The sequence below is a fragment of the Sphingobacterium sp. Lzh-3 genome (assembly GCF_046764375.1).
Lineage (GTDB): Bacteria > Bacteroidota > Bacteroidia > Sphingobacteriales > Sphingobacteriaceae > Sphingobacterium.
Genome location: NZ_CP177226.1, coordinates 1,209,216 through 1,233,450, shown reverse-complemented (window position 1 = coordinate 1,233,450; position 24,235 = coordinate 1,209,216). Strand labels below are relative to the sequence as shown.

Sequence of the window (24,235 nt, the reverse complement as noted above, 5' to 3'; positions counted from 1 at the left end):
CTTCGAGCTCGTAGTGCTTTGCTAATAAAAATACCATAATGCCAACAATATGAAAAAGTAAATTCAATAAAACAAATAATTTTATGTAATACATAATATTTATTACCTTAGCCCCAATTGATAACCTTCAAACATCTATTATGGACTGAATTGAAAGTATTCATACAGAAATTTGATACTCACAACAGCTAACTAAAACCCGAAATTTAGCAGGTATACAGCTTGAGGAGTTTAACGAAGATTGTCATGATGACTATTCAATTTTTAATATCGTTTCCGACTTGGAAAAATATAAGGAATGTAGTGACGAACAACTTTTCGAGCTGATAAAGCTGAATAATGCTGAGGCGTATAAAGTTTTATACGACCGCTTGTTCTATATACTATTTTCTCATGCTTTGCATAAATTGAGATCAAAAGAGGATGCTCAGGACCTTACTCAAGATCTTTTTATGAATATCTGGAACAAACGCGAACAAATCAATATCAATGGACAAGTAATCAACTTTCTTTTCGCTTCGCTTCGCAATAGTATTATTAATTACTATATCAAGACAAAAAAACAAAATGAACGTGAGGAGCTGTATCATTATTTCAAAACCCATTTTGAAGCAACAACTGAACGCACGATTCATAAAAACGAACTCGAGAAAATTATTCAAAATGAAATAGATGCGCTACCGCTTAAGATGAAACAGATTTACCTGCTCAGTAGGAATCAGGAACTCTCACATAAGGAAATTGCAGACCTCATGGCTATTTCGGAGTTAACTGTAAAAAAACAGGTGGCCAATGCTCTCAAAATACTTAAGAAGAAGGTTAATTACGTACTTTTTACTTTTTTTTAAATTTCTCTACTCCCATCGATCAACAGTCTTGTCCTGTTTATAAAAGCCCATTTAAACGGTGATGACGGAAAAAGAAATTATAGCCCTTTTAAAGCGATACACGAATCAACAATGCACAGAAGATGAAATCATCTTTGTCGAATCCTGGTATAGTAACCTAGACTTTAAGCATCCTGTACAGGTTGAAGAATTTGAATCAATAAAATTACAGACTTGGAAGACCATCGCTCCACAACAAAAAACAAAGAAAACACTTCTTCGCTATGCGGCCGCCATATGGGGTATTTTACTCTTGTCTACTGCGACGTATTTTTTAGTTCAAAAAACTAAAAAGGATATCGAAAACACGTCCACCAAAATTCAGCCTGTGGGATATCGAGCAATGTTATTTATGGGGTCAAAAGACTCAGTAAACCTCAATACCCTACGAATAGGGGAAACGATAAATGCCAATGGCATCAAACTTAAAAAACTTGATAACGCAACGATTTCCTATGAAGTACAAGCTGACAACAAAACCGGAGGAGAATTAAATAAATTGATTGTACCTCGCGGAGGTCAGTTCAAAATTAGGCTAGCAGATAGTTCACTAGTGGTCGTCAATTCAGAATCTGAACTCGAATTCCCATCTCAATTTGAAGGCAATGAACGTCGAATAAAAATGATTGGCGAGGGTTATTTTGAAGTTGCCAAAAATAAGCACAAACCATTTATTGTAGGGTCCAAAGATCAGCAGCTCACCGTATTAGGCACCAAGTTTAATATACATGCCTATCGCGATGAAAAAAACATAACCACCACACTGTTGGAGGGGAAAGTTCAGATCTCAACGCCTAAAGGACAGGCAATCCTTCTCCCGGGGGATCAGGCACTATATAACGGTCAGCGGGTACTGGTTTCAAAGACGAAAACAACATCTGTCACAACATGGAAGGAAGATATCTTTCTATTTGACAGTGAACCTTTGGGCGATATCATGCAGCAATTGTCCAGATGGTACAATGTCCAAGTTAGGTTCGAGACGAAAGACATCGCTCAAATACGCTTTACTGGAAGTATATCAAAATATCAACATGTCGACCAGGCCCTCCGTCTACTTTCAATAACCGGAAAAGTAAAATTTATTGTTGACAACCAGACAATTTATGTAAAAGCAAACTAACAAACACTAAAGTTTATGAATATTAAGTATTTTAATCATGTAAGATTTTATCTTACATTGTTACTTCTTACTGCTTTTTTTACGGACTTTTCTGTAGCCGCCTATGCGCAGAAAATCACCCTACAGACACATGAAAGCAATTTAAAAACAATTATAAAAAGGCTTGAGAACCAGAGCTCTTACCGTTTCCTGTATGCCGATGATATGTTAGAAAACACCTATCCGGTAACCTTGTCTGTCAAGGATAAAAATCTCAAGGATGTACTGATAGATATTTTCCAAGGACAGCCCCTGACCTTTCAGATTGAAAATAAAACTATTATTATAAAAAACAAGCAGCAACAACTAGGCACCATATCCGGTACAATCAAGCGCATTGATGACAATACAGCCCTACCAGGCGTAACGATCAAAATCGTCGGAGAAGGACTCGACCTTCTTACTGTCTCTGACCCAAAAGGAAATTACACCTTTGCCGATGTCCCTTACGGTACCTATCAGCTCTCCTACAGTTATATCGGTTATCTGACAACCGCATCCATGATTCATTTAAATACAGCAAAACTTAATCAAAATATGACGATGCGACTCGCTGACGCCAGATTGGATCAGGTTGTTGTTATCGGTTATGGAGCCAAACAACAAAAGGATCTGACAAGTTCCATTTCTTCCATTAATCAGGAAAAATTAGCAGACTTCAGTAATAATGCCGCTACTTTTGAATCTATTCTAGGTGGCGCAGCAAAAGGTGTTCTGGTAACACAGAATTCCGGTGCGCCCGGATCAACTGCAAAGCTCAATATTCGGGGGATTACATCTCCCTTATCGGGCAGCACCAATGAACCTTTATATGTGATCGACGGAGTACCATTTTTTATCGAGGGTTATTCTGATATTCCAACGATAAATCCGCTTTCAAATATACCCATTTCAGAAATCGAAAGTATTGACATCCTTAAAGATGCCGCTGCAACAGCTATTTACGGATCGCGTGGGGCAAATGGTGTCGTCATTGTCAAGACAAATCGCGGAAAAAAAAATAAACCCTTTACAATTTCAGCAGACTATACACATTCCGTCAATAACCCGACACACATGTATAAGCCTTTATCTGCAGAACAATTTAAGGACGCACAGCATAGCATTATCCAAAACACGATAGATGGAATCAATGACGGTAAAATTGATCCTTACGAGGCCTACTATAACCAAATCCCCGCTATACAACAAATTGCCTTCGTAAGCCCATTAGCAGATGACGGATATGGCACTCCCTTGAAATACCGTTATGATGGATTGAACAACGAGGCCTTTGGCAAAGCAAATACCGATTGGACACAAATAATTCGCAAAAAAAATGCCCGTACTTCGCAATTTAACCTCTCTCTAAATGGCGGCTCGGATAACAGTAACCTAGCGTTCAACTTTAATGCATTTGATCAAGAAGGATTATATATCAACAACGGTCTTAAACGTTACAGTAGTCGTCTATCGTTCGATAGTAACGTTACAGATCATCTTACTGCTGGAGCATCTTTGTCTTACGCTTACAATACATTAAAATATGGACAGCAATTGTTCGCTGAAGGTAATACGAAGCCTTGGCTCGTAAGACCTGATTTAGAGGCATACGATGCCGATGGAAAATTCAATCGTATTGACGGCACGTTGATGTATGGCGCTCCGGTGATGTTATCCAGTCCGTTGGCTCAGCTCAGCAATCGTGGCATAAACAATATGCAGCAATTTTTGGGAGCTGCTTATGCTGAATACGAAGTATTTCAGCATTTTAAATTGCGCGGCGACATTAGCATTGCATCTTACAATGGCACAGCTCATATTTTTGCACCGACCTATACACAGGATGACTATACTGCCTTCGGTACCAATTTATATGCGACGTTGAATACCAACACCTCCAACAACAGCAATACAAGTCTCAATTTCAGGGCTGACTACGATTGGAAAAAGAACGGGCATCAATTATATGCCATGGCTGGTTTTGGATTTGATCGTTCCAAAAATTCGGGTGATTCAAACAGCTACGAGGAATTCCCTGACGATGAAATTCTAACAGACCCCGGATCAGCGGCGCGAAATACATTTTTCACTTACTTCCGAACTGACCAAGGGTTAAATTCGATTTACAGTCGCTTAAGCTACAAATACAAAGATCGATATCTAGCTGAAGCCAACTTCCGCTCAGATGAATCCTCCAAATTTGGTCCAGGCAATAAACGTGCATATTTTCCATCCTTGTCCATGGGTTGGCGCATCAATAACGAACAGTTTCTGCAAACTGTGGATTGGATCAGCGACCTAAAACTACGTCTGAGCTGGGGCAATACGGGGTCAACCAATATCAGTAACTTTTTATACCGTCAGTTTTTTGTACGCAGTTCCAATGACCTCTGGGCAGGTAAACCGGCAATTGTATTAGATCTGAATGTTCCTAACCGTGATGTGAAATGGGAAAAAACGCGTGAGTATAACACGGGTTTGGATTTCGCATTCTTCAATAATCGGTTCACAGGTAGTGTTGATCTTTACGATCGCTATACGACTGGTGCATTGGCACCGGCTCCAATTTCCTTGGAAGCAGGATCCAGTACCTATTCCGCAAATATCATCGATATGAGCAATAAAGGGTTTGAGATCGAATTAGCCTATGACCTGATCAAAAAACGGGATTTCACCTGGAACCTATCTTTCAATATCGCCCGCAACCGAAATAAAATCGAACACTTAAACGGAGCAAATATTAACACCTATTCCTTAGATAGTTACATAGAGGGTTATCCTGCTGGTACCAGAAAAGGCTATTTGGTCGAAAAAATCTTTGACTCACAGGCAGAAATTGATGAACTGAACAGTAGTTCACCGACAGGGTATTATCAAAATATGGCCACAGGGATTGGCGACTACAAATATAGGGATCTCAATGGCGACGGTGTCATCAATACAAACGACCGTCAGGTTATCGCTACTGCGCAACCAAAATATTTCGGCGGTTTTTATAACCGTATGCATTATAAAAATTTTAATTTTTCTTTCATATTTCAATATTCCAAAGGAGCAGCAGCAGTAATGGATGACTTTCAGACAAGCCTCTTTGGCATGTTAGGTCAGAGCCTTCAACAGGAAATCTATGATGATATGTGGTCACCTACGAAACCTGATGCCCATTTCGCCAAAATAACCTATTATGACCCGGCATCAAATTCAAGAACTTCTGACCGTTTGGTATATGAGACATCCTTTCTACGCCTTAAAAACATCAATGTAAGTTATGCACTCCCGACAGCGTTGACAGAAAAATGGTCTATCAAACAAATATCGGTATTTGCTTCAGCGTCCAATTTATGGACCATCACCAAATGGCCGGGTTTAGATCCTGAGTTTACCGGGACATACATTACAACAAGTACATCCAGCAACGACGCTTATCCGATGTCAAAAACATTTTCTCTAGGTATTAAAGCAGCATTTTAATTTACGATCAATATGAAGATAAAATATTTGGGAATAGTACTGGCAGGAACATTGACCATGAATTCCTGCTCCATGGTAGGTGATATCGATGATATCAAACCTTATTATAAAATGGAAGAAGACAATGTCGTCTATAATCTAGCATCGGCAGAATCGGTTTTACGTGGGGTATACAAAAGCTGGCGGACATTTAACGTATCCTCATTTAGGCTTTATATGTCCATTCTTTCAGGAAACGCAGTAAGTAAAGGTGGCGGCCTGACCGGAGGTCAGGAATTTGTCACCAACAGCGTACAAGCCAGCAATGTTGCTCTCGTCAATATCTATCAAGGTTCCTACCTAACAATCAACACAGCAAATAATTTGATTAAGCTGATGGAAAGAGGGGACGCAAAAGGTGCGCCCGAACAACGTGTCCAAGAAATTATTGCCGAATGTAAGCTCCAACGGGCCCTCGCCCATTTTCAGGTACTCCGTCATTTTGGTTATTTCTTTGATCTATTGTCTCCTTATGGTATTGTGTTGAGAAATTCACCTTTTACAGGGACGGAAACCGCAGCACGAGCAACCGTACAGGAAAGCTATGATTTTATACTGGCAGATCTGAACGAAGCGATTGCCCACGCCCCGCAAAGCAATGAATTCCATTATTACGCCACAAAAGCGACTGCAAAAGCCCTGAAAGCAAAAGTGCTTTTACATATGGGTAAATACAATGAAGCTGAAAATATTGCTAAAGAAGCTATTGACTTCGCTAAGGGTAATGGCTACCAACTAGAGAAGTCCTTTAGAAGCATCTTCATCAATGGATACGATTCGCCTGAAGCACTTTTTGCGACCTATACCGAAGGTCCGATGGAATCCGCATCCGATCAAATTGCCCGCACAACCTATAGCGAAAATACGAAACGTGTGGCTGATATGCTGATTGGCGGAGGCAATGATGGCAATCTCAATACAGGTGAGGGTTATGACCAACGGTTTTACCTCATGTTTAATCCGACACTAGCAGGCGCTCAGGGTAATGGTAAGCATCCTTATTCGCTGAATGGCACCGGTAAACACAACACACAAATGATACTACGTCTAGGTGAAATCTATTTCATCCATGCCGAAGCGTCTGCTAGAAACGGTCATTATGATACAGCCCGTCAAAGTTTTCAAACGATGGCGTCTCGTGTTGGCTACCCCACAGATTATGCCATGAGCATCAGTAACAAAATACTACTCAACACTATCTTTCAACATAAAATGCTGGAATTACTTACCGAAAATGGCGAAGATTGGTTTGATTTTGTCCGTTACTATCACGCAGGAAATGTGGATTTAAATGCAATCAAGTCGACGATCAAATCGAACGCTCAACTGGTTTTACCATTACCCCAAGCTGCATTAGCAGGAAACAAGCAATTGCAACAAAATCCACTTTAAAACATTGCGCCTCTGCCCATACAAATCGGCACAGACATTTAAGCAGACAAACTATATAAGAACCGCTGAGCATTCAGCAAAATTGATAACGAATGAAAAAACTACTTTTAACGCTTACTTTCGGTGCGTTTACGCTACTCACACATGCACAAATTACGTACACGCTTGCCGGCAAAATCGATGGAAAAAAAGCAAACGGACAGATCGTTGGTCTTTGGGCCAACAATGGGCAAAATAAAATTGGAAGTGCCGTCATCAAAAATAATAAGTTTCAAATCAAAGGATCTATTTCTGCTCCCGAACTGGTTAGAATCATTATTGCTCCCACAGAAGGTTCAGAGCAGAAACTTTGGAAAGCAAGCGTATTCTACTTAGACAAGGGAAGTGTCCAGCTGACCGGCCACATCGATAGCCTTCCATCTTATTATTATAATCCGAATTTGCCAAACCAAAAACCTATCATTGAAGGCTCTCAAGCGCAAAGCTTGGCGGATCAATTAAATCGAAGCATCGTTCAGCAAAAAACTGCGTTAAGCAAACTAGACAAGGACTATATGCAGGAGTATCACCTGCCGGCAATCGATGGAAAATTCAATACAGATCGGGGAATTTCCATTCTTAAAGAAATGGCGCCGTATAAGAAAACGGTTTTCGAAAAAAAATGGGCGTTTATTAAAAGCAACCCAACAGCTCGGGTTGCTTTGGATGAAGCCTCTTACATGGTCATGGGCTATGGCGAAGAAAGCCTCTCCAAAGCACAAATGGATGAACTGCTCAAAATTTTTGAATCATCATGGACAGGTAAAACAGCCTATATTGAATTACAGGCTGCAATAACAAAGGCCAAAGCAACAGCTATTGGTTCAAAAATATTAGATGGCCCTATCTTGGATAAAGAAGGGAACAGGGTACAGTTAACATCAATATTCCCAAAAGACAAAAAATATATTTTACTTGAATTTTGGGCTTCATGGTGTGGCCCTTGTAGAGGTGAAATTCCCCATCTAAGACATACTTATGCCACATGGAAAGACAAAGGTTTTGACATCGTAAGCATTTCACTTGATGAAAAAGAAGCTGACTGGAAAAAAGCCATGAGCGAAGAACTTATGGTTTGGAACCAATACAATGCCCGTGAAGGTTTCAACAGTAAGATTGCGCAAAGTTACGACATCCAGGGTATTCCCTACGCCCTCCTGATCGACTCAGATGGCACCATCATTAAACATGGTATGCGGGGAGCAAGCCTAGACCAGGCGCTGGAGGAACTCTCAAAATAACAGGCCTTATTGTGCGGACTTTTCGCTTCGGTCCGCACCATAAAACCGTCATATAAAAAATACATTTTTTCGTTCAATAAATCTGCAATCCTATTTTATGTAATACATAATAATTACTATCTTAGTGGAGCATGAGAAACCTGTTTATAGCTACGCGCTATCCGGCATAGTTATAAACGAGGTATACTATTCAATTTAAACCGACAGAACAATGAAAATCAGGATCTTTTTATTTGCCCTACTGACATCCATCTTTTACAAAACCTCATCTGCACAGAAAAGACCAAATATCGTCATTATTATTTCGGATGATCACGCTTACCAAACCATTGGTGCCTATGGATCAAAATATGGAAAGACCCCCCAGATAGACCGCATCGCTGATCAAGGAGCTCTATTTAAAAATGCATTTGTTAATAACTCCATTTGCGGCCCATCTCGCGCAACATTGTTAACCGGGAAATACAGCCATAAAAATGGATTCAAGGATAATGAAACCTCTGAATTCGACTTTAGTCAGGATCTTTTTGTCAAGCAGTTGCAAAATGTGGGGTACAACACCGCCTGGGTGGGCAAGATTCATTTGGGTGACAAATTGCAAGGCTTCAATTATTATGATATTCTAGTTGGTCAGGGCACCTATTTTAATCCAGATTTTATCAGTAAACAAGGCCTTAAACGTGCAGAAGGCTATGTATCTGATATCGTGACCGAAAAAGCGATCGACTGGCTCGATACCGTAGATGCTGATAAGCCATTTTGTCTGGTCATTGGTCACAAAGCCACACACCGTACCTGGATGCCAGATCCAAAGGACTTTGGCAGCTATGATACTGCAACCTTTAACTTACCAACCACTTTTTACGATAATTACCAAAGTAGACCTGCGGCCGCATTGCAGGAAATGTCCATTGACAAGGACATGAAAATGGGCTACGATCTCAAAATGTTTAATTCGTTGGAAGACATGATGGCCGACGGTAACTTCAAGCGGATGAACCAAGTTCAAAAGGATAGCTATATCGCCTATTACCGGCCCATTTATGAACAACTAAAGCAAGGTAATTTGACAGGCAAGCAACTTGCAGAATGGAAGTTCAGACGTTATATGATTGATTATCTCAATACGGCTCAATCTATGGACCGCAATATTGGGAAAGTACTAGATTATTTGGATCAAAAATCACTCCGTGAAAATACAATTGTGATCTATCTTTCAGACCAAGGTTTTTATATGGGTGAGCATGGTTGGTTCGACAAACGTTGGATGTATGAGGAATCTTTTCGTACACCAATGGTCATGCGGTACCCAGCGCTATTACACGCAAATTCAATTATAAATGCTAAAATTGTCAACGCTGATATCGCTCCCACGTTATTGGAGCTAGCTGCTATCAAAAAACCGAAAGACATGCAAGGTGAATCTTTTGTGCATGTCCTGAAAAATAACAAAGAGGAACATCGCAAAGATCTGTTCTATCATTATTTTGAAAATGGAGAACATGCCGTGAGCCCCCATTTTGGCGTTCGTGATGACCGTTATAAATTGATCCGCTATTATAAACGAATCGAAAATTGGGAACTCTTTGATCTTCAAAAGGATCCCAATGAACTCCATAATGTCTACAAGGATCCTGCCTATCAAAGCGTCGTCAAACTGATGAAAAAGAAACTGATCACACAAATGCGCCAATTTGATGACAAAGAAGCAGAAGCTATATACAAAATCAACATCGACTAATTACGCCATCAGGGTATCCGATCTATTGGATACCCTTTTTTTATTGCTATACGTTTCTTCAAAGCATGTCAATGTATGGTCTATATACTTAAACCAATGCGCTCATAGCAAAATGAGTATTCTCCTTAGAACTGATAATCTAAAAAATTGAAACAGATCGAATCCGCAATCGATTGTATTAAAAATAAATTTTCTTTTATAGTATAATTTTCATTTATTTAATGTATTATTAAAATGATTTACATAAAATCATCTTAACCACCAATATAGCCAAGATACACGTACTTAATTTTATGAGAATTTACTTGTTTTTAATTTTATTACTCACTACAAATATAGTTATAGGTCAATCGAAGGGCAAAGTACTCGGAACTGTTTTTGCTCAAAATGCTGAACCATTAGAAAAAGCGACTGTAACGATTTTCAATTCAAAAGACTCTTCCGTGGTTTCCTACCTACTAACAGATACAAAAGGTAAGTTTGAATTTGTCAAAATTCCCACAGGGACCGCATTAACACTTTTTATTTCACATGTCAATGCAAATCCATTCCGTAAGGAATTTAGTATTCCTAACGGAGAAAATTATGATTTCGCTCAATTAAAGCTCGATTCCAAAAGTCTCGATGAAGTAGTCGTCAATATTGTTCCCCCCGTACGGATGAATAAAGATACGTTAGAATATAACACCAACTTTTTCAAAACCCGCCCCAACGCCAATGTAGAAGAATTGCTCAAAGAACTGCCCGGTCTTCAGGTTAATATGGATGGATCTATTTATTATCAAGGAAAAGAGGTTTCAAAAGTAAGAGTAAACGACAAGGATTTCTTTTCGAGTGATGTACGTATTGCTACACGAAATTTGGATGCTTCTCTTATAAAAACAGTACAGGTGTACCGTGATAAGGGCGAAACAAAAAAAGATAATGAAGACGAAGATAAACTGCCGATTACGATTAACCTAAAATTTAAGAAAGATTTCCTCAAGGCCAGTTTTGGTAAACTTTATGGTAGTGCAGGTACACGCAGCAGGTATGAGGCCGGTGGTTTATTCAATTCATTTAAAGACACACTACAGCTGAGTTTCTTAGGTTTCGGAAATAACATTAACCGCCAGAGTTTTGATTACAATGAATTGAACCAAGAAGCTGGACTTGGACGTGCCGAAAACTATGGATTTGAAAATTTTGGAGGTAGGAACTATTCGGGTAAAGCCAACGATATTGGCTTGGGCTTTAATCTCAACAATGACTGGGGAAAGAAGACCAAGCTGAACATTATGTACATGCTGAAATATAATAAAGCCGAAAATCAAAATACCGGCAATCAAATCTCTTTATACGATCAGGAAAAACAATATTCAGCATCCGATTACCAGCGACAGGAGAAATCTGTAGGGCATAATCTCAAAACCCTGCTTCGACATCGTATGGATACAACAGCCTACTTTGAATTTACGCCTAATTTGGGTATCAATTCAAAAAACAATTCAACCTTCGGAATGAACCGTTCCTATACGGATCTCAAAAAACTTAATGACGCAACAGGTACGGGCGGGAATAAGGAAAATACCCTGAACTATTCACATGGATTCTATATCGAAAAACAACTTAATAAAAATCATATCGTATCGTTTAGAAATACAATTTCCATCAATACAAATGAAAAGACCGATACGTCTTTTCAGAATACCAATATATATGATACAGCTAAGCCGCGGACTAGTTTATGGTATAAAAACCGAACACAAAATAATTCCAACAACCTATACTTCAGTGCAGCCTATTATAATAAAATAATTAAAAAACTAAACTTTGACTACTACTTCACCTATGTGACAAACCGACAGGGACCACAGGAAAGTGTATATATCAAACGCGACAGCACTGGAGAAATGCATGCAGCTCCTTATGAAAATAGCTATCGTTATAAATACCAGGATTATATTACCGGTATTATATTTTACTGGAGACCCACCAAAGATTTTAACGTAAAGTTTGGAACAGCCTATCAAGTAAAGGTAAATCATTTTGATTTACTTAAAATCAACTCTGTTGAGAAATCATCTTTAGGCTACTGGCTGCCCAATATTAATATCCGTTATAAAGATCTAAACCTCGGCTGGTATAAAGATCTCGAGTCTCCCGAACTCTACGGAATTCAGCAACTCGTCATGGATCTAAATCCATTGTATACACGAAAGACATCCTTTATATTCAACAATATCGAAAAACAGAATGTCAGTATATCATACTATAAGTATACCTCGAAATTGCAGTTTAATGTAAATGGAAATATCAATTATGTCAATAACAGCATCGGGTCCCGTAGCTGGCGAAACAACAATACAGGACAAATGACCACCCAGATGTTTCTCGCTGGCTCAAAATATAACTATAGTACCTATACTTACCTGAGATACAACCTAAAAGCCAGCAAAAATTGGTCATTCTATCTATCGCAAAACAACAGTATCTATACCTATGAAAATTATAGTTCCGTCAATGATGTTGATAATAAAGGGACCAATATAGGGATCAATGCCAGCCAACAATTTTCCGCGACGTGGAAAAACCTAGTGACGATATCACCACAGTATACCTATTCTTGGAACAAGAACATAAATTCGGTAAAAGATAACCCCGACTTTATTGAATCAACTTATTCAATCCGTAAAATTGGTGCAGGATTGAATATTAATCCAATCCACGGATTTTCGCTGGAATCAACATACTCCTTAGATAACCGGGCCAGCGGATTGAGTGGCAGAAAAAACTACCATATCTTAAATGCGTCAGTCTATTATACCTTTAAAAATAATTCGCAGCTAAAATTGACCGGCTTTGATATATTGAATCAGAATACCCAAAATTATTGGGGCAGTCAAGGCAACGTAACATATTTTGGAAATTCACTTACATTGAAACAATATTTTATGTTGGGCTATATCCATAAATTTAATATTATAAAAACAAAGATGTAGATCAGGTAAAGTGCTGAACCTTGCTTATAGCAACAATAAAAATAATCATTATAATCTTTCAATATTCGATATCTTACTTTTCATTTCTTCAAGTTCGGCACGCGATAAGCCTTGCTTTTCAGAATAGCTATCTGCATGTTGCTCGCGCAATTTGCGCAGGCCCTTTCGGCTATCCGCTTCATAATCGTTTAGGTCAAAGGTAACAGAGTCTGGCGTTAAATTGGCGATACGATAAAGCGTACGCATTGTTTTTCCATCTTTTGTATAGGAAACCTCATACACATCACCAACCTTTGGATCTTTCAGATACTTTTCCTTCTTTTTGGCACCGTAAATTCCGGCTATAACAATAGCAGATACAAAAAGCCCAATCAGAACTAAGCCCGAAAAATATCGAAAAGGTGTTTTACGGATAGCTCCCGAAGATATGGCCTGAAGTGTTTGTGGGTTGATTTCACGTTGATAACTCAACTTTTTGCAATGATTGCAAATAGTAATGACCGCCGAACTATAGGGAAATATGGGTATCCAAAAAACATGAAAATATTTAATTTGCCTGTATGCAAAAAGGGATTGAACTGTGCCACAATAATCGCAGTTTCCGATTGCCGATTGCGATTTATTAGCTAAAACTTTTGTTCTTGTGCCAAAAATAATCATCGTGTTAACGTTTTAATTCACGATCATGGAGACACAAGAACATTGCCCTTTCTTATTCGAAAATAGGAGGATTTACAATACGTGCGTTGCCGCTTACGATTCGCAGCTACTAATCAATATTCTGACAGGCAACATATTGCAAAAGAACACAAGAAGTTGTTCCGAAAAAAAAAAAAACTTGATGCCCCAGCACTCCTCACTTATAAAGACCTCCTCTTATCATTCTGACTCAAAAATTACAAAAAACAAAAAAACAAAGTATAGTTATCAGGTAGATTTTATATATTTGCATTAACATTTTTTAACACATGAAACAGCATACAGATAATATCCTAAAAAAACGAATGTCCTAAGGGGATGTTTTTACAGGTAAATTTCAAATATCTCCTATAACCCAACTCAAACAATAAACTCACTATTATAATTAGTATGGCAAAAAACAACATAAATTTTGTCGTAATGGCCGCGCTTTGTCTTAGTACTGGCGCACTATACGCACAAACCACTATAAAAGGAAAGGTAGTCGACAACAATAACAATCCTATTCAGGGGGCTACAGTTACCGAAACAAACAGTAAAAAACAGGTTCAAACAGATGCAAATGGACTATTTGAATTCCCTTCGACCGGAAGCTCACTTAACATCAGCATTCAATATATTGGCTTTGAAACTAAGACTGTTCAAACCAATACTACAGGTTTCACTACCGTTCAACTCCTGCCTGCGACTTCTCAACTGGACGAAGTTGTTGTAACGGCATTAGGTATTTCACGTGAGAAAAAGTCACTGGGTTATGCCGTACAGGAAGTTAAATCTGTAGAACTTCAAACGCGGCCTACCAATGCCCTCAGTGCCTTGTCCGGAAAAGTTGCAGGACTTCAAGTAACGACCTCAGGCGGAAACATGGGTGGGTCTTCCCATGTTTTGCTGAGAGGTATTAACTCAATCGCGGGAAATAATCAACCTTTATATGTCATTGATGGTACCCCTATTGATAATACCGATTTGAACTCTTCTTCTACTATCAACGGAAGTGCCGGAAAAGATGTTGGTAATATGATACAAGATATCAACCCCGATGATATTGACAACATTTCGGTATTAAAAGGGCCATCTGCTGCTGCTCTTTATGGTTCTAGAGCAGCCAACGGGGTTATACTGATTACGACCAAACGTGCATCAAAGGGTGAAAAAGTAGATATTTCCTTAAATACCGGGGTTGATTTTGAAAATATTGTTCGATTACCCAAAAGACAACATCTCTATGGTCAAGGGTATTCTACAAGCTTCCAAACCCAAAATATCAATGGAACAGACTACAAAATAGTCGATTATGCCGCAGATGAAAGCTGGGGACCAAAACTCGACGGCACGCCAGTGCTTCAATGGTATAATCTGAACCCTGAAGATGAGGCCAACTATTTAAATCCGTCGCCGTGGATTTATCCCAAAAATGATGTTAGTTATTTCTTTCGGACAGGTGTATCCAACACCAACAATTTTGCCATAGCTGGCAATAGCGGAAATACAAATTATCGCTTTTCCTACACTAATAAAAATGTAACGGGAACAACACCTAACTCCAGTTTGGGACGTAATACATTTAACTTCTCAGGAGGTACACAATTAGGTAAATTGAAGATTAATTCGAATTTTAACTATATCCGTAATGCATCAGTAGGCCGTCCATGGACTGGTGCTTCCAATAGAAATATTATTCTTGAAGCGTTCCAATGGGGAGCTGTACAAGTCGATTACAAAATATTGGAAAACTACAAACGTGAAGACGGAACTCCGTTAGCCTGGAACAGAACGGGATGGCAAAATACGCCTGCCGCCGAGGCGACCCGTTTTATTGATAATCCTTATTGGTCCGCCTATGAGTCGTACATGGAGGACAATAGAGATCGTTTCTACGGTAATATCGGTTTACAATATGACTTAAACAATTGGCTGACTTTAGGGGCTAAAGTCCATGGAGATATTTATTCATTCCAATCCCAAGATCGAATTGCGGTATACTCGCGAAGCACTTCTCAATACGAGGAAGCCAACAATAAACTAAATGAATACAACTACGAGTTTTTAGCTACCGCCAAGAAAAACTGGGATAAATTCTCCCTTATCGGAAACATAGGCGCCAATCTTCGTGACCAACAGCGGAAGCAAGACTATGCGATTACACAGGGCGGTTTGATTATTCCTAATTACTATAATCTGAAAAATGCCAATGCAGTTAAAATTGACAACTTCCGATACCATAGACGCATTGCATCAATCTATGGTAGCTTCTCTTTGGGATACAACGATTTTCTGTATTTAGATGGAACGGTACGTAATGACTGGTCATCTACATTGCCGACCAACAACAATTCATTTATATATCCGTCCCTGACAGGTAGTTTTGTTTTTAGCCAACTGGAAGCATTTAAAAAATTGGATTGGCTTAGTTTTGGTAAAATCCGCTTGGGATGGGCTCAAGTCGGAAATGATACAGATCCTTATCAATTGTATAAAGTCTACGAACCCGAGCAATCCTTTGACGGACAAGCGTCCTATGGGCTTCCAAGCACTAAACCAAATGCTAATCTAAAACCTGAAATTACCAGCTCTTGGGAAACAGGCCTAAATATACAATTATTCAAAAATCGACTAGGATTTGATGTAACCTATTACAACAACAATTCGAAGAATCAAATCCTGCCAGTCCCTGTTTCTTCATCATTCGGGTATGCGGGAAAAGTATTCAATGCTGGAAAAATCAATAACCAAGGAATTGAAGTCGTCTTAAATGGCACCCCTATCAAACACGAAAATTTCACTTGGGACGCGACAATCAACTGGGCTAAGAATAAAAACAAAGTCATTAAATTGGATGATCAGGTCAACACATTGAGCTTAAGCAATTCCTTGGTCGAGCTCGTTGCGCGTGAAGGAGAATCCTATGGTCAATTTTTGGGTTACGACTTTGTCTATGCTCCGGACGGACAACGCGTTGTCCAGGCAGATGGCACCTACATGAAAACATCGCAGTTGGTTCCTTTAGGGTCAGTACTGCCCGATTTTACCTTCGGTATCCAAAATACCTTCCGTTACAAAAACTTTAGTCTAGGCTTCTTAGTCTCGGGTCGTGTGGGTGGAAAATTCTTCTCACAAACCTATAAAGTTGGTATGTATTCTGGTATTTTGGATAAGACAGCTGCAAATAATATTCGTGAAACGGGTGTCGTCCTGAATGGAGTTAAGGGAGATGTTGCATTCCATAGTGATGGTTCGTATGATGTGAGTAACATCCAACAGAATACCACTAATATTACTGCACAACAATGGGCGCGCAATGAATATAATGGTCCAACAACATTTTCAATCTTTGATGCAACGTATGTTAAATTAAGGGAAGTTACTCTGGGTTACAATTTCAGATTGACTAATCCCAAAATTATCAAAAACATTGGCGTGAATGTATACGGACGTAATCTTTGGAACATTTATACCAAGAGTAAGTATATTGATCCAGAGTTCACATCTAGCGGTGGAAATGTTCAGGGTATTGAAGGTGGAAATATACCTCTTCCGGTTACTTATGGTTTTAATGTTAATCTTAAATTCTAGAAGATGAAACTCATCATGATTTACTCCATAATGTTAGACCGGATAAATCTGATCGTTCATCAGCTTTAAAAGATAAACCAAGTGCAACAGATTCATCGATAATCAGAACAAGCACTTATAAATAAATATACACAGATGAAAATATCAAACATACTACATACTTCATTCATCGGCCTATCGCTTATTGCTACTTCGTGCTCGAAATCCACATTTAGCGATATCAATACAGATCCGAATCGACCTGCTTCTGTTACAACGCCAACAATTCTAGTGACCGCCGAAAAACAGCTAGTCAATGCATTACGAAGTGAAGAGGTAAGCCTACGAGGTGCTCAATTATTTGCACAGTATTTCAGTCAGAACATTTATACGGACCAATCTCGTTATCAAATACCAACAAGCTATTCAGACAACTATTGGACTGCGACCTATAAATCGCTTAATAATTTAAATGAAATTATTAAGCTTAATACCAATGAAACCACGAAAGCGATTGCCGCAGCGGGAACAGCTGGTACAAATACCAATCAGATTGCGATAGCAAGAATACTTAAAGCCTACGCTTTCCAATCGCTAACAGATGTTTTTGGTGATATCCCCTATGAATCCTATGGCAATAAAGATGCAGATTTTGAAGCGCTACAGCAGGATCCGGATAACCTGACGCCAAAATATGCAAGTCAAGAGAAAATCTACAAAGACATTCTCAATGAATTACAGCAGGCAGCTGATACGCTAGCAAAGTATCCAACAGCCACGACTTTCGGAACAGCTGATATTATTTATAAAGGATCAAATAGTAGCTGGGCAAAATTCGCCAATTCGTTACGTCTCCGTGTTGCGAATCGGATCAAAGGCAAAGACGCCGCTTTGGCAACGACACATATCGCCGATGCTATCAAAAAAGGTGTATTCACATCTAACAATGATAATGCGGTATTTAAATACTCCAAAACATCACCAAATGAAGCACCATTGTTTAGAGCAACGGTAACTGCCAATCGAAAAGACTTTGCAATTTCTAATGTGATTATTGAAACTTTACAAGGCAATCGTGGCCCTTTTAAAATTGCAGATCCACGTCTATCAAAATTTGCTAAACCGACAAGCTCAGGAAATGTTTACTACGGCCAACCCTATGGTCTCCCCCTAGCAGCGGGCAATCTATTTCCTGTAGACAAAATATCATTGCCGAGTGACATTATCAACGCTGCAGATTACGGGGAGGTACTTATAGAATATTCGGAAGTTGCCTTCATTTTAGCTGAAAACAACAACTGGGATCAATCTAATTACGAAAAGGGTGTTCGGGCTTCTCTTGAAAAATGGTCTGTGCCTTCTGATGAGGTAGCAACCTATCTGAGTAAACTTCCCGCTGCGAATAAGGAAAATGTACTTTCTCAAAAGTACTTAGCACTTTTCAACCAAAGTATCGAATCTTGGTCCGAAATCAGAAGAACAGGGTATCCGTTATTCCTAATCAAGAAAGGTGATATTACATGGACCGGAACAGTAGAAGGCAAACCTGTTACATATACTTTCACGCCTGAGGTAGGCAACACAATCCCAAGCCGTTTGGTGTACCCATTAAAAGAACAAAGTACCAATAAGACGAATTATCAAAGTGCACTTTCACGACAAGGAGATGATGTGATAAGCACCAAATTATGGTGGAATAAATAAACTTAGGTATTTCAATCAGCTCACACCTGAGGCTTAAGCCTCAGGTGTTTTTTATTAATATATTTCTTATCTTCGTATAGCACTCTAAAGAATAAAATGTTATGGACGATCAAACATTAGACAGAATAGACGAACTTAGCGAGGAAGGAAACATCCAATGTGATGAAGGCAACTATCAGGCGGCGATCCGGGTGTGGACTGAAGCACTTGATCTAGTCCCTAGTCCACAACATGTGCATGCGGAAAGTCTCTGGCTCGAAGCTTCCATAGGAGATGCCTTTTTCTTACTGGACGATTTTGGCAATGCCCTCTCCCATTTTGAAAAGGCAAAACAGAACATTATCGAAAATGCTTACGAAAACCCTTTTATCATGCTGCGCTTAGGACAGTGCTATCTGGAAGACAATAATAGCGAGTCTGCCCAAGAATATCTTCTTCGCGCCTATATGATGGAAGGAAGAGATATTTTCGAAGATGAATCACCTAAGTATCTTAAGTTTTTAGATGACAATATCGATTTGGATTGATAATTATCCGTCAAAACGAACCGATTACTTCACCAACTTCCATAGGGAGATCCGACTCAAGAATGGAAGCTCCTTCCGCAAATATGGCCCTATATTTTTCGGCGCGTTCTGCTTTTGTCTTCAACTTATCGTAGGTAGACGCCGCTGAAATCATGCACATCACACCTTTGTTATTGAAGAATTGATACATCGCCTGATTGGAATCCTTTAGTTCTGGCCCAATATAGACAATCATACGGTCGTAGGGTAATCCAGAAGATTTAAATTTTTCCAATGCAGCCTGATCTTTAATATGCATGGACATATACTGTTCTGGATTCTGCGCCAAATAAAACGCTGCCTGTTCAGTATTATGTACCGTAACCCATACCCAACTGTAGGCATTGTATTTTTTTAGTATTGCTGCTGTAGCCGTCAATGGTAAGTCTTTTTTATCTAAGTTGAGGATGGTTTTACCCTTTGCCCATTGAATGACTTCCTCAAGTGTATTAATGCCGTAGCGGGTAATGTTTCCGGCTTGATCTTTCAATTTCAGCTTACGCAATTCATCCCAAGTATAGTCAGATACTTTTCCTTTTCCATTTGTGGTTCTATCCAATGTCGAATCGTGCATCAAAATAGCAACACTATCCTTGGTGTAACACGGATCGATTTCAAAAATAGCCGGTGTTTTTCGCAATACAGCTTCAAATGCCGCAATCGAATTTTCAGGAAGTCCAGCCTCAATCGTTCCCCGATGACCGCTTACAATTCTTTTCCCTTTAGCATAAGTAAAATAATCACGCATCGCTTGAGGAGATTCAAACTGTAGGGAATGGATTTTTTGCCCAAAAACTACTGAGTAGAAGGACAAACAAAGAAATAAAAATAAAAATGTTCTTCTCATTAATTTATCATTATAGCTGAATTGATCAACCGAAACTATCAAAAAATATAGGACTAAATTAACTATCCAAAATCAATAAATCTTTAACAAGCTGTTCAATTAATGTAAACAGCCAATCCATCGGATAATGGCCCCCCTATCGATAAAAAACACCTAATCTAGTTTCATATTAGCCAGCAGTTAAATAATATACCAAATCAGCTTGAAAATCATACGATAACAACTAAAAAAAATGAAAAAATAACCTATAGCTGTTGGCACAACTATAAAATAAACTATATTTGCGCATTAATTTATATTTGATCTAAATAAATTACCATGAAAAACAGAACACGATATATGATGTTCAGCAGTGGAATTCTTTTGCTATTAAGTGCTCAGCTACATGCACAAGAATTATCCCTTATCGTAAAAGACAGAGACAATAAACCATTAAGCCAAGCGAATATCAAAGTTGACGGAAAAAGCGTCGGCTATTCTAATCAACTCGGACAATTCATTTTTGCCAAAAGACCTGCGACTAATCCTATTCAATTGCGGGTATCATACACAGGCTTTTCAACGGTTGAAAAAATGGTCAATTTAGATACCGTTCAACGCCCATTGTCAATTCAGCTTAATTCTACCCAAGTATTAGATGAGATTATCGTAACAGCAGGACGTAAGGCGGAAAGCATCTCCACTGTCCCTTCTTCAGTAACGATCTTGACCACAAAAGAAATTGAGGCCCAAAGCCAAATCAGCACCAATCTTTCAACAATTTTAGGGAATACTGTTCCCGGTCTTGGAACATCGACCAATAAAGCGACAAACTCCGGACAAACACTTCGTGGGAGATCTGTGCTTGTTTTGATCGACGGTATTCCGCAATCTACGCCTTTGATGAATGGACAACGTGATCTTCGGACCATTGACCCGAGTGTCATCGAACGGGTTGAGGTTATCAAAGGTGCTACATCCATCTATGGAAATGGCTCCGCAGGCGGTATTATCAACTACATTACACGCAATCCATCGAAAGACGCAGCTCCGATACAAGGGATCACAAGTGTTAGAACTACATTCAATCCAGTTCATAGCGCCGGCACAATGGGCTATCGCATAGGACAAACCTTATACGGACAAAAAAATAGATGGAATTATACCGTCAGTGGATCCGCCGATTACGTTGGCCTGCAACGCGATGGTGACGGGGTTCCCCTTGGTCAGACAGACGGCCTTTCGAACACCTATCAATACAATGCGTTTCTAAAAGCCGGGTACCGTATCGATAGCAGTTCCAATATTACGGCAGTATACAACTTCTACAGAAGTAACCAACACAACAGATACATCAGCCAAACAGGTGTATATGGTCAAACGCCAACGATAGGCGTGAAAGGCGAAGATCCAGGTAAGCCTGCTGGAACTCCGTATAACCATAATGCCATGTTGACCTATACTAAAAGTAATCTATTCGCCTCGACATCTTTAACCGCTTCTGCATACTACAATACATTTCGATCCATGAACCGTTATGTTGAGAAAGCTTCTGCATGGTATGGTCCGGGACAAACACAGATCAATTCGGAGAAAAAAGGCTTACGCGTCAACCTAAACACACCTTTTCAGGTATTGGGTTCAAATGCAGATATCACCTACGGTGTAGATTTACTAAATGATGTAACAGATCAAAATCTGACCGACGGCAGGGTCTATATTCCCTATATGAACATGTTAAACGTTGCTCCATACGCCCAGGTAAAAATTGATTTCCTAGAAAATTTAATCTTTAAAGGCGGTGTACGTTATGAAAATGCAACAGTCAAAATAAAGGATTTCAATACCATCGCTACAGGTCCCAACAACGAAGGAAGTATTGCCGTGAAAGGAGGCAATATCCCCTACAAAGGAGCGACCTTCAATGCAGGTTTGCGTTACAACAAATTCGCGATCTTTAATCCCTTCGTGAGTTTCTCACAAGGTTTCGCAATCAATGAGCTCGGCCGTATTGTACGTCGGGCAACAGATAATGATTTAGATAGCCTAAAAACCGACCCTATTATCACCAATAATTACGAAATCGGATTCTCAAGTAATTACAGCATTTTCCAGTTATCGGCATCTTATTACTACAGCACTTCAAAAATGGGCGTTGAACTGGTGGACATTGGCGGTTACCTGATGCCACAACGCCTTCCGGAAGATGTGTATGGGTACGAAATTGCATTAAGCGCTAATATTTCACCTCAATTGACCATCGGTGGAACCTATGCCTATGTGGAAGGAAAATCAAAAAAAGACGATGGATCAAAATCCTACCTCAATGGCTCACGTATCTCGCCAGACAAAGCAACGGGATACATCTACTATACTCCGATCAAACCCTTAACCTTTCAGCTTTTTTGGGTGCATACCGGATCCCGGGATCGCTTTGTTCCAAACGATAAAGGCGTATACAAAAACAGCGAAGGCCCCGTTAAGGCCGTTGACCTATTTAACTTAAACGGAAACTACCAAGTAAACAAACAATGGTCTATCGGTATGGGTGTAGAAAACTTATTCAATAAAAACTATTACCCTGTTGTCAGTCAATATCGCGCCTTAAATGAAGAATACGTCAAAGGACAAGGTATGCTGGCCTCATTTAACATCAACTACAAATTCTAATATGTTTAAAACTGTCGTTCTTTGGTTGCATAAATGGCTCGGAATCATCACCGGAGTTGTGGTATTCATCCTAAGCCTGACGGGTAGCATATACACCTTTCAGGATGAGCTCAAGCTCTGGGCTTATCCTGAAAAATATTTTATCTCCGACACAACCAACCACTCCAAAACTCCGCTACCTTTAAGCACACTTCTTTACAACGCACAGAAAAGCCTCGAAAAAAATCAAAAAATCACGCGGGTTGATCTCTATCCTTCGAAAAATCGTACTTGGGTATTTCGTGCCATAAAAACGGACGAAAAAGCATTTGGCCATTGGAATTATTACCGCTATTACAAACGCGTTTTCGTCAATCCATATACTGGTCAAGTACAGCAAGTAGAAAATTCAAAAACAGAATTCTTTCAACTGGTGCTTCAGCTTCACCTAAACCTCCTCTTGGGCAAGCAATATGGCCATCCTATCGTCGCCTGGTCAACGACCATTTTTGTCCTTATCTTACTTAGCGGCATCGTTCTTTGGTGGCCAAAAAAATGGAAGGGCAAGAATCTCAAGCGCAGTTTTTGGTTAGATACCAAAGTAAAATGGAAACGACTGAACCACGACCTCCACAATGTCATCGGATTTTACAGTTTATTTATCGGATTGATTTTTGCCATTACGGGGCTCGCTTTTGCTTTTCCGGATTTCAAAAAGACCTATATCGCAACATTCAATTTATTGCAGTCGCCAACAGCTTCTTCCACACACAGTTCCCCTATACCCTTGCCCGCTGTGGAAAAGAAATTTCAGGACAATGCGCTGCGGTATGCCTTAACAAATTATCCGGATGCTGAAATGATGTCGATCCGACTAAAAAAAGAAACCGAAACAGCAATGGATATACAGGTGAGACATCATGAAAAACGAAGTGGTGTATTTGACTGGCTTTATTATAATAAAAAAGACAGCAGTCTCACAGCAGTCAAATCCAGCAACGAATTGCAGTATGGGGATAAGCTCGGTGCACTTAACTATGATATTCATACCGGTGGCATCGGTGGGCTCACAACAAAAATTATCGCTTGCCTCGCCAGTCTCTTTTGTGCTTCCTTGCCCATCACAGGATATATCATCTGGATGAACAAAAGCAAAAAGAAGAAAAAGAAAGGTTATCAACATAATGTTAATAAGTACTGTTAATAACTGTATTTTTCTTTTAAACAGGTTTTCAACAGCGTTATTAACATAATGTGGAAAACTAACCCTTACCCTACTTACCGGCACCATCTCTTGTGTAATT

Annotated in this window: 14 protein-coding genes; 12 read left to right on the top strand and 2 right to left on the bottom strand. The window is 39.4% G+C overall.

The window, feature by feature from the left end; genetic code table 11:
* Positions 1-281: 281 nt before the first annotated feature.
* The 7 genes from ACLCDV_RS05005 (at position 282) to ACLCDV_RS04975 (ending at position 12,935) form a co-directional block, all read left to right on the top strand.
* Complete coding sequence (locus ACLCDV_RS05005) at positions 282-848, top strand: RNA polymerase sigma factor (protein WP_317668243.1); 567 nt, start codon at positions 282-284, stop codon at positions 846-848.
* Between the two features lie 61 nt (positions 849-909).
* Positions 910-2,010 carry a FecR family protein gene (locus tag ACLCDV_RS05000; RefSeq protein ID WP_411973039.1) on the top strand — a complete coding sequence of 367 codons (1,101 nt, stop codon included), beginning with the start codon at positions 910-912 and terminating at the stop codon, positions 2,008-2,010.
* Positions 2,011-2,025: 15 nt separating this feature from the next.
* Positions 2,026-5,502 carry a SusC/RagA family TonB-linked outer membrane protein gene (locus ACLCDV_RS04995; RefSeq protein WP_411973038.1) on the top strand — a complete coding sequence of 1,159 codons (3,477 nt, stop codon included), beginning with the start codon at positions 2,026-2,028 and terminating at the stop codon, positions 5,500-5,502.
* A gap of 12 nt (positions 5,503-5,514) precedes the next feature.
* Positions 5,515-6,933 carry a RagB/SusD family nutrient uptake outer membrane protein gene (locus ACLCDV_RS04990; protein WP_333576730.1) on the top strand — a complete coding sequence of 473 codons (1,419 nt, stop codon included), beginning with the start codon at positions 5,515-5,517 and terminating at the stop codon, positions 6,931-6,933.
* Positions 6,934-7,025: 92 nt separating this feature from the next.
* Positions 7,026-8,213, top strand: coding sequence for a thioredoxin-like domain-containing protein (locus tag ACLCDV_RS04985; RefSeq protein ID WP_317668247.1), 1,188 nt, complete (start codon positions 7,026-7,028; stop codon positions 8,211-8,213).
* A gap of 211 nt (positions 8,214-8,424) precedes the next feature.
* A complete protein-coding gene (locus ACLCDV_RS04980) occupies positions 8,425-9,954 on the top strand; it encodes a sulfatase (protein WP_333576734.1) in 1,530 nt (509 codons plus the stop codon).
* A gap of 293 nt (positions 9,955-10,247) precedes the next feature.
* On the top strand, positions 10,248-12,935 hold the full coding sequence (locus tag ACLCDV_RS04975; RefSeq protein WP_411973037.1) for a carboxypeptidase-like regulatory domain-containing protein: 2,688 nt from the start codon (positions 10,248-10,250) through the stop codon (positions 12,933-12,935).
* A 48-nt stretch (positions 12,936-12,983) separates the two neighbouring features.
* Here ACLCDV_RS04975 and ACLCDV_RS04970 read toward each other — a convergent pair whose 3' ends face one another.
* The gene (locus ACLCDV_RS04970) at positions 12,984-13,406 is read right to left on the bottom strand and encodes a hypothetical protein (RefSeq protein ID WP_411973036.1); all 423 of its coding nucleotides are present in this window, start codon (positions 13,404-13,406) and stop codon (positions 12,984-12,986) included.
* A 618-nt stretch (positions 13,407-14,024) separates the two neighbouring features.
* Here ACLCDV_RS04970 and ACLCDV_RS04965 point away from each other — a divergent pair.
* The 3 genes from ACLCDV_RS04965 to ACLCDV_RS04955 all read left to right on the top strand — a co-directional run bounded on the left by ACLCDV_RS04965 (position 14,025) and on the right by ACLCDV_RS04955 (position 19,417).
* Positions 14,025-17,207, top strand: a complete 3,183-nt coding sequence (locus ACLCDV_RS04965; protein ID WP_411973035.1) for a SusC/RagA family TonB-linked outer membrane protein — start codon at positions 14,025-14,027, stop codon at positions 17,205-17,207.
* Positions 17,208-17,342: 135 nt separating this feature from the next.
* Complete coding sequence (locus ACLCDV_RS04960) at positions 17,343-18,890, top strand: SusD/RagB family nutrient-binding outer membrane lipoprotein (protein WP_317668252.1); 1,548 nt, start codon at positions 17,343-17,345, stop codon at positions 18,888-18,890.
* A gap of 101 nt (positions 18,891-18,991) precedes the next feature.
* Positions 18,992-19,417 carry a tetratricopeptide repeat protein gene (locus ACLCDV_RS04955; RefSeq protein WP_317668253.1) on the top strand — a complete coding sequence of 142 codons (426 nt, stop codon included), beginning with the start codon at positions 18,992-18,994 and terminating at the stop codon, positions 19,415-19,417.
* Positions 19,418-19,427: 10 nt separating this feature from the next.
* On the opposite strand, the gene ACLCDV_RS04950 is transcribed toward ACLCDV_RS04955, so the two are convergent.
* On the bottom strand, positions 19,428-20,303 hold the full coding sequence (locus ACLCDV_RS04950) for a glycerophosphodiester phosphodiesterase family protein (RefSeq protein WP_411973034.1): 876 nt from the start codon (positions 20,301-20,303) through the stop codon (positions 19,428-19,430).
* 318 nt (positions 20,304-20,621) lie between these two features.
* Between ACLCDV_RS04950 and ACLCDV_RS04945 the strand changes: the two genes are divergently transcribed.
* Both ACLCDV_RS04945 and ACLCDV_RS04940 read left to right on the top strand, forming a co-directional pair.
* Positions 20,622-22,952 (top strand): TonB-dependent receptor, encoded by a 2,331-nt coding sequence (locus ACLCDV_RS04945; protein WP_411973033.1) that lies wholly within the window; start codon positions 20,622-20,624, stop codon positions 22,950-22,952.
* Between the two features lies 1 nt (position 22,953).
* Positions 22,954-24,135, top strand: coding sequence for a PepSY-associated TM helix domain-containing protein (locus tag ACLCDV_RS04940; RefSeq protein WP_411973032.1), 1,182 nt, complete (start codon positions 22,954-22,956; stop codon positions 24,133-24,135).
* Positions 24,136-24,235 lie beyond the last annotated feature (100 nt).

Coding starts and splice junctions, on each gene's coding strand:
- ACLCDV_RS04940 (WP_411973032.1), top strand. CDS start 22,954: ATGTTTAAAACTGTCGTTCTTTGGTTGCATAAATGGCTCGGAATCATC.
- ACLCDV_RS04975 (WP_411973037.1), top strand. CDS start 10,248: ATGAGAATTTACTTGTTTTTAATTTTATTACTCACTACAAATATAGTT.
- ACLCDV_RS04945 (WP_411973033.1), top strand. CDS start 20,622: ATGAAAAACAGAACACGATATATGATGTTCAGCAGTGGAATTCTTTTG.
- ACLCDV_RS04990 (WP_333576730.1), top strand. CDS start 5,515: ATGAAGATAAAATATTTGGGAATAGTACTGGCAGGAACATTGACCATG.
- ACLCDV_RS04960 (WP_317668252.1), top strand. CDS start 17,343: ATGAAAATATCAAACATACTACATACTTCATTCATCGGCCTATCGCTT.
- ACLCDV_RS04950 (WP_411973034.1), bottom strand. CDS start 20,303: ATGAGAAGAACATTTTTATTTTTATTTCTTTGTTTGTCCTTCTACTCA.
- ACLCDV_RS04955 (WP_317668253.1), top strand. CDS start 18,992: ATGGACGATCAAACATTAGACAGAATAGACGAACTTAGCGAGGAAGGA.
- ACLCDV_RS04980 (WP_333576734.1), top strand. CDS start 8,425: ATGAAAATCAGGATCTTTTTATTTGCCCTACTGACATCCATCTTTTAC.
- ACLCDV_RS05000 (WP_411973039.1), top strand. CDS start 910: ATGACGGAAAAAGAAATTATAGCCCTTTTAAAGCGATACACGAATCAA.
- ACLCDV_RS04985 (WP_317668247.1), top strand. CDS start 7,026: ATGAAAAAACTACTTTTAACGCTTACTTTCGGTGCGTTTACGCTACTC.
- ACLCDV_RS04995 (WP_411973038.1), top strand. CDS start 2,026: ATGAATATTAAGTATTTTAATCATGTAAGATTTTATCTTACATTGTTA.
- ACLCDV_RS04965 (WP_411973035.1), top strand. CDS start 14,025: ATGGCAAAAAACAACATAAATTTTGTCGTAATGGCCGCGCTTTGTCTT.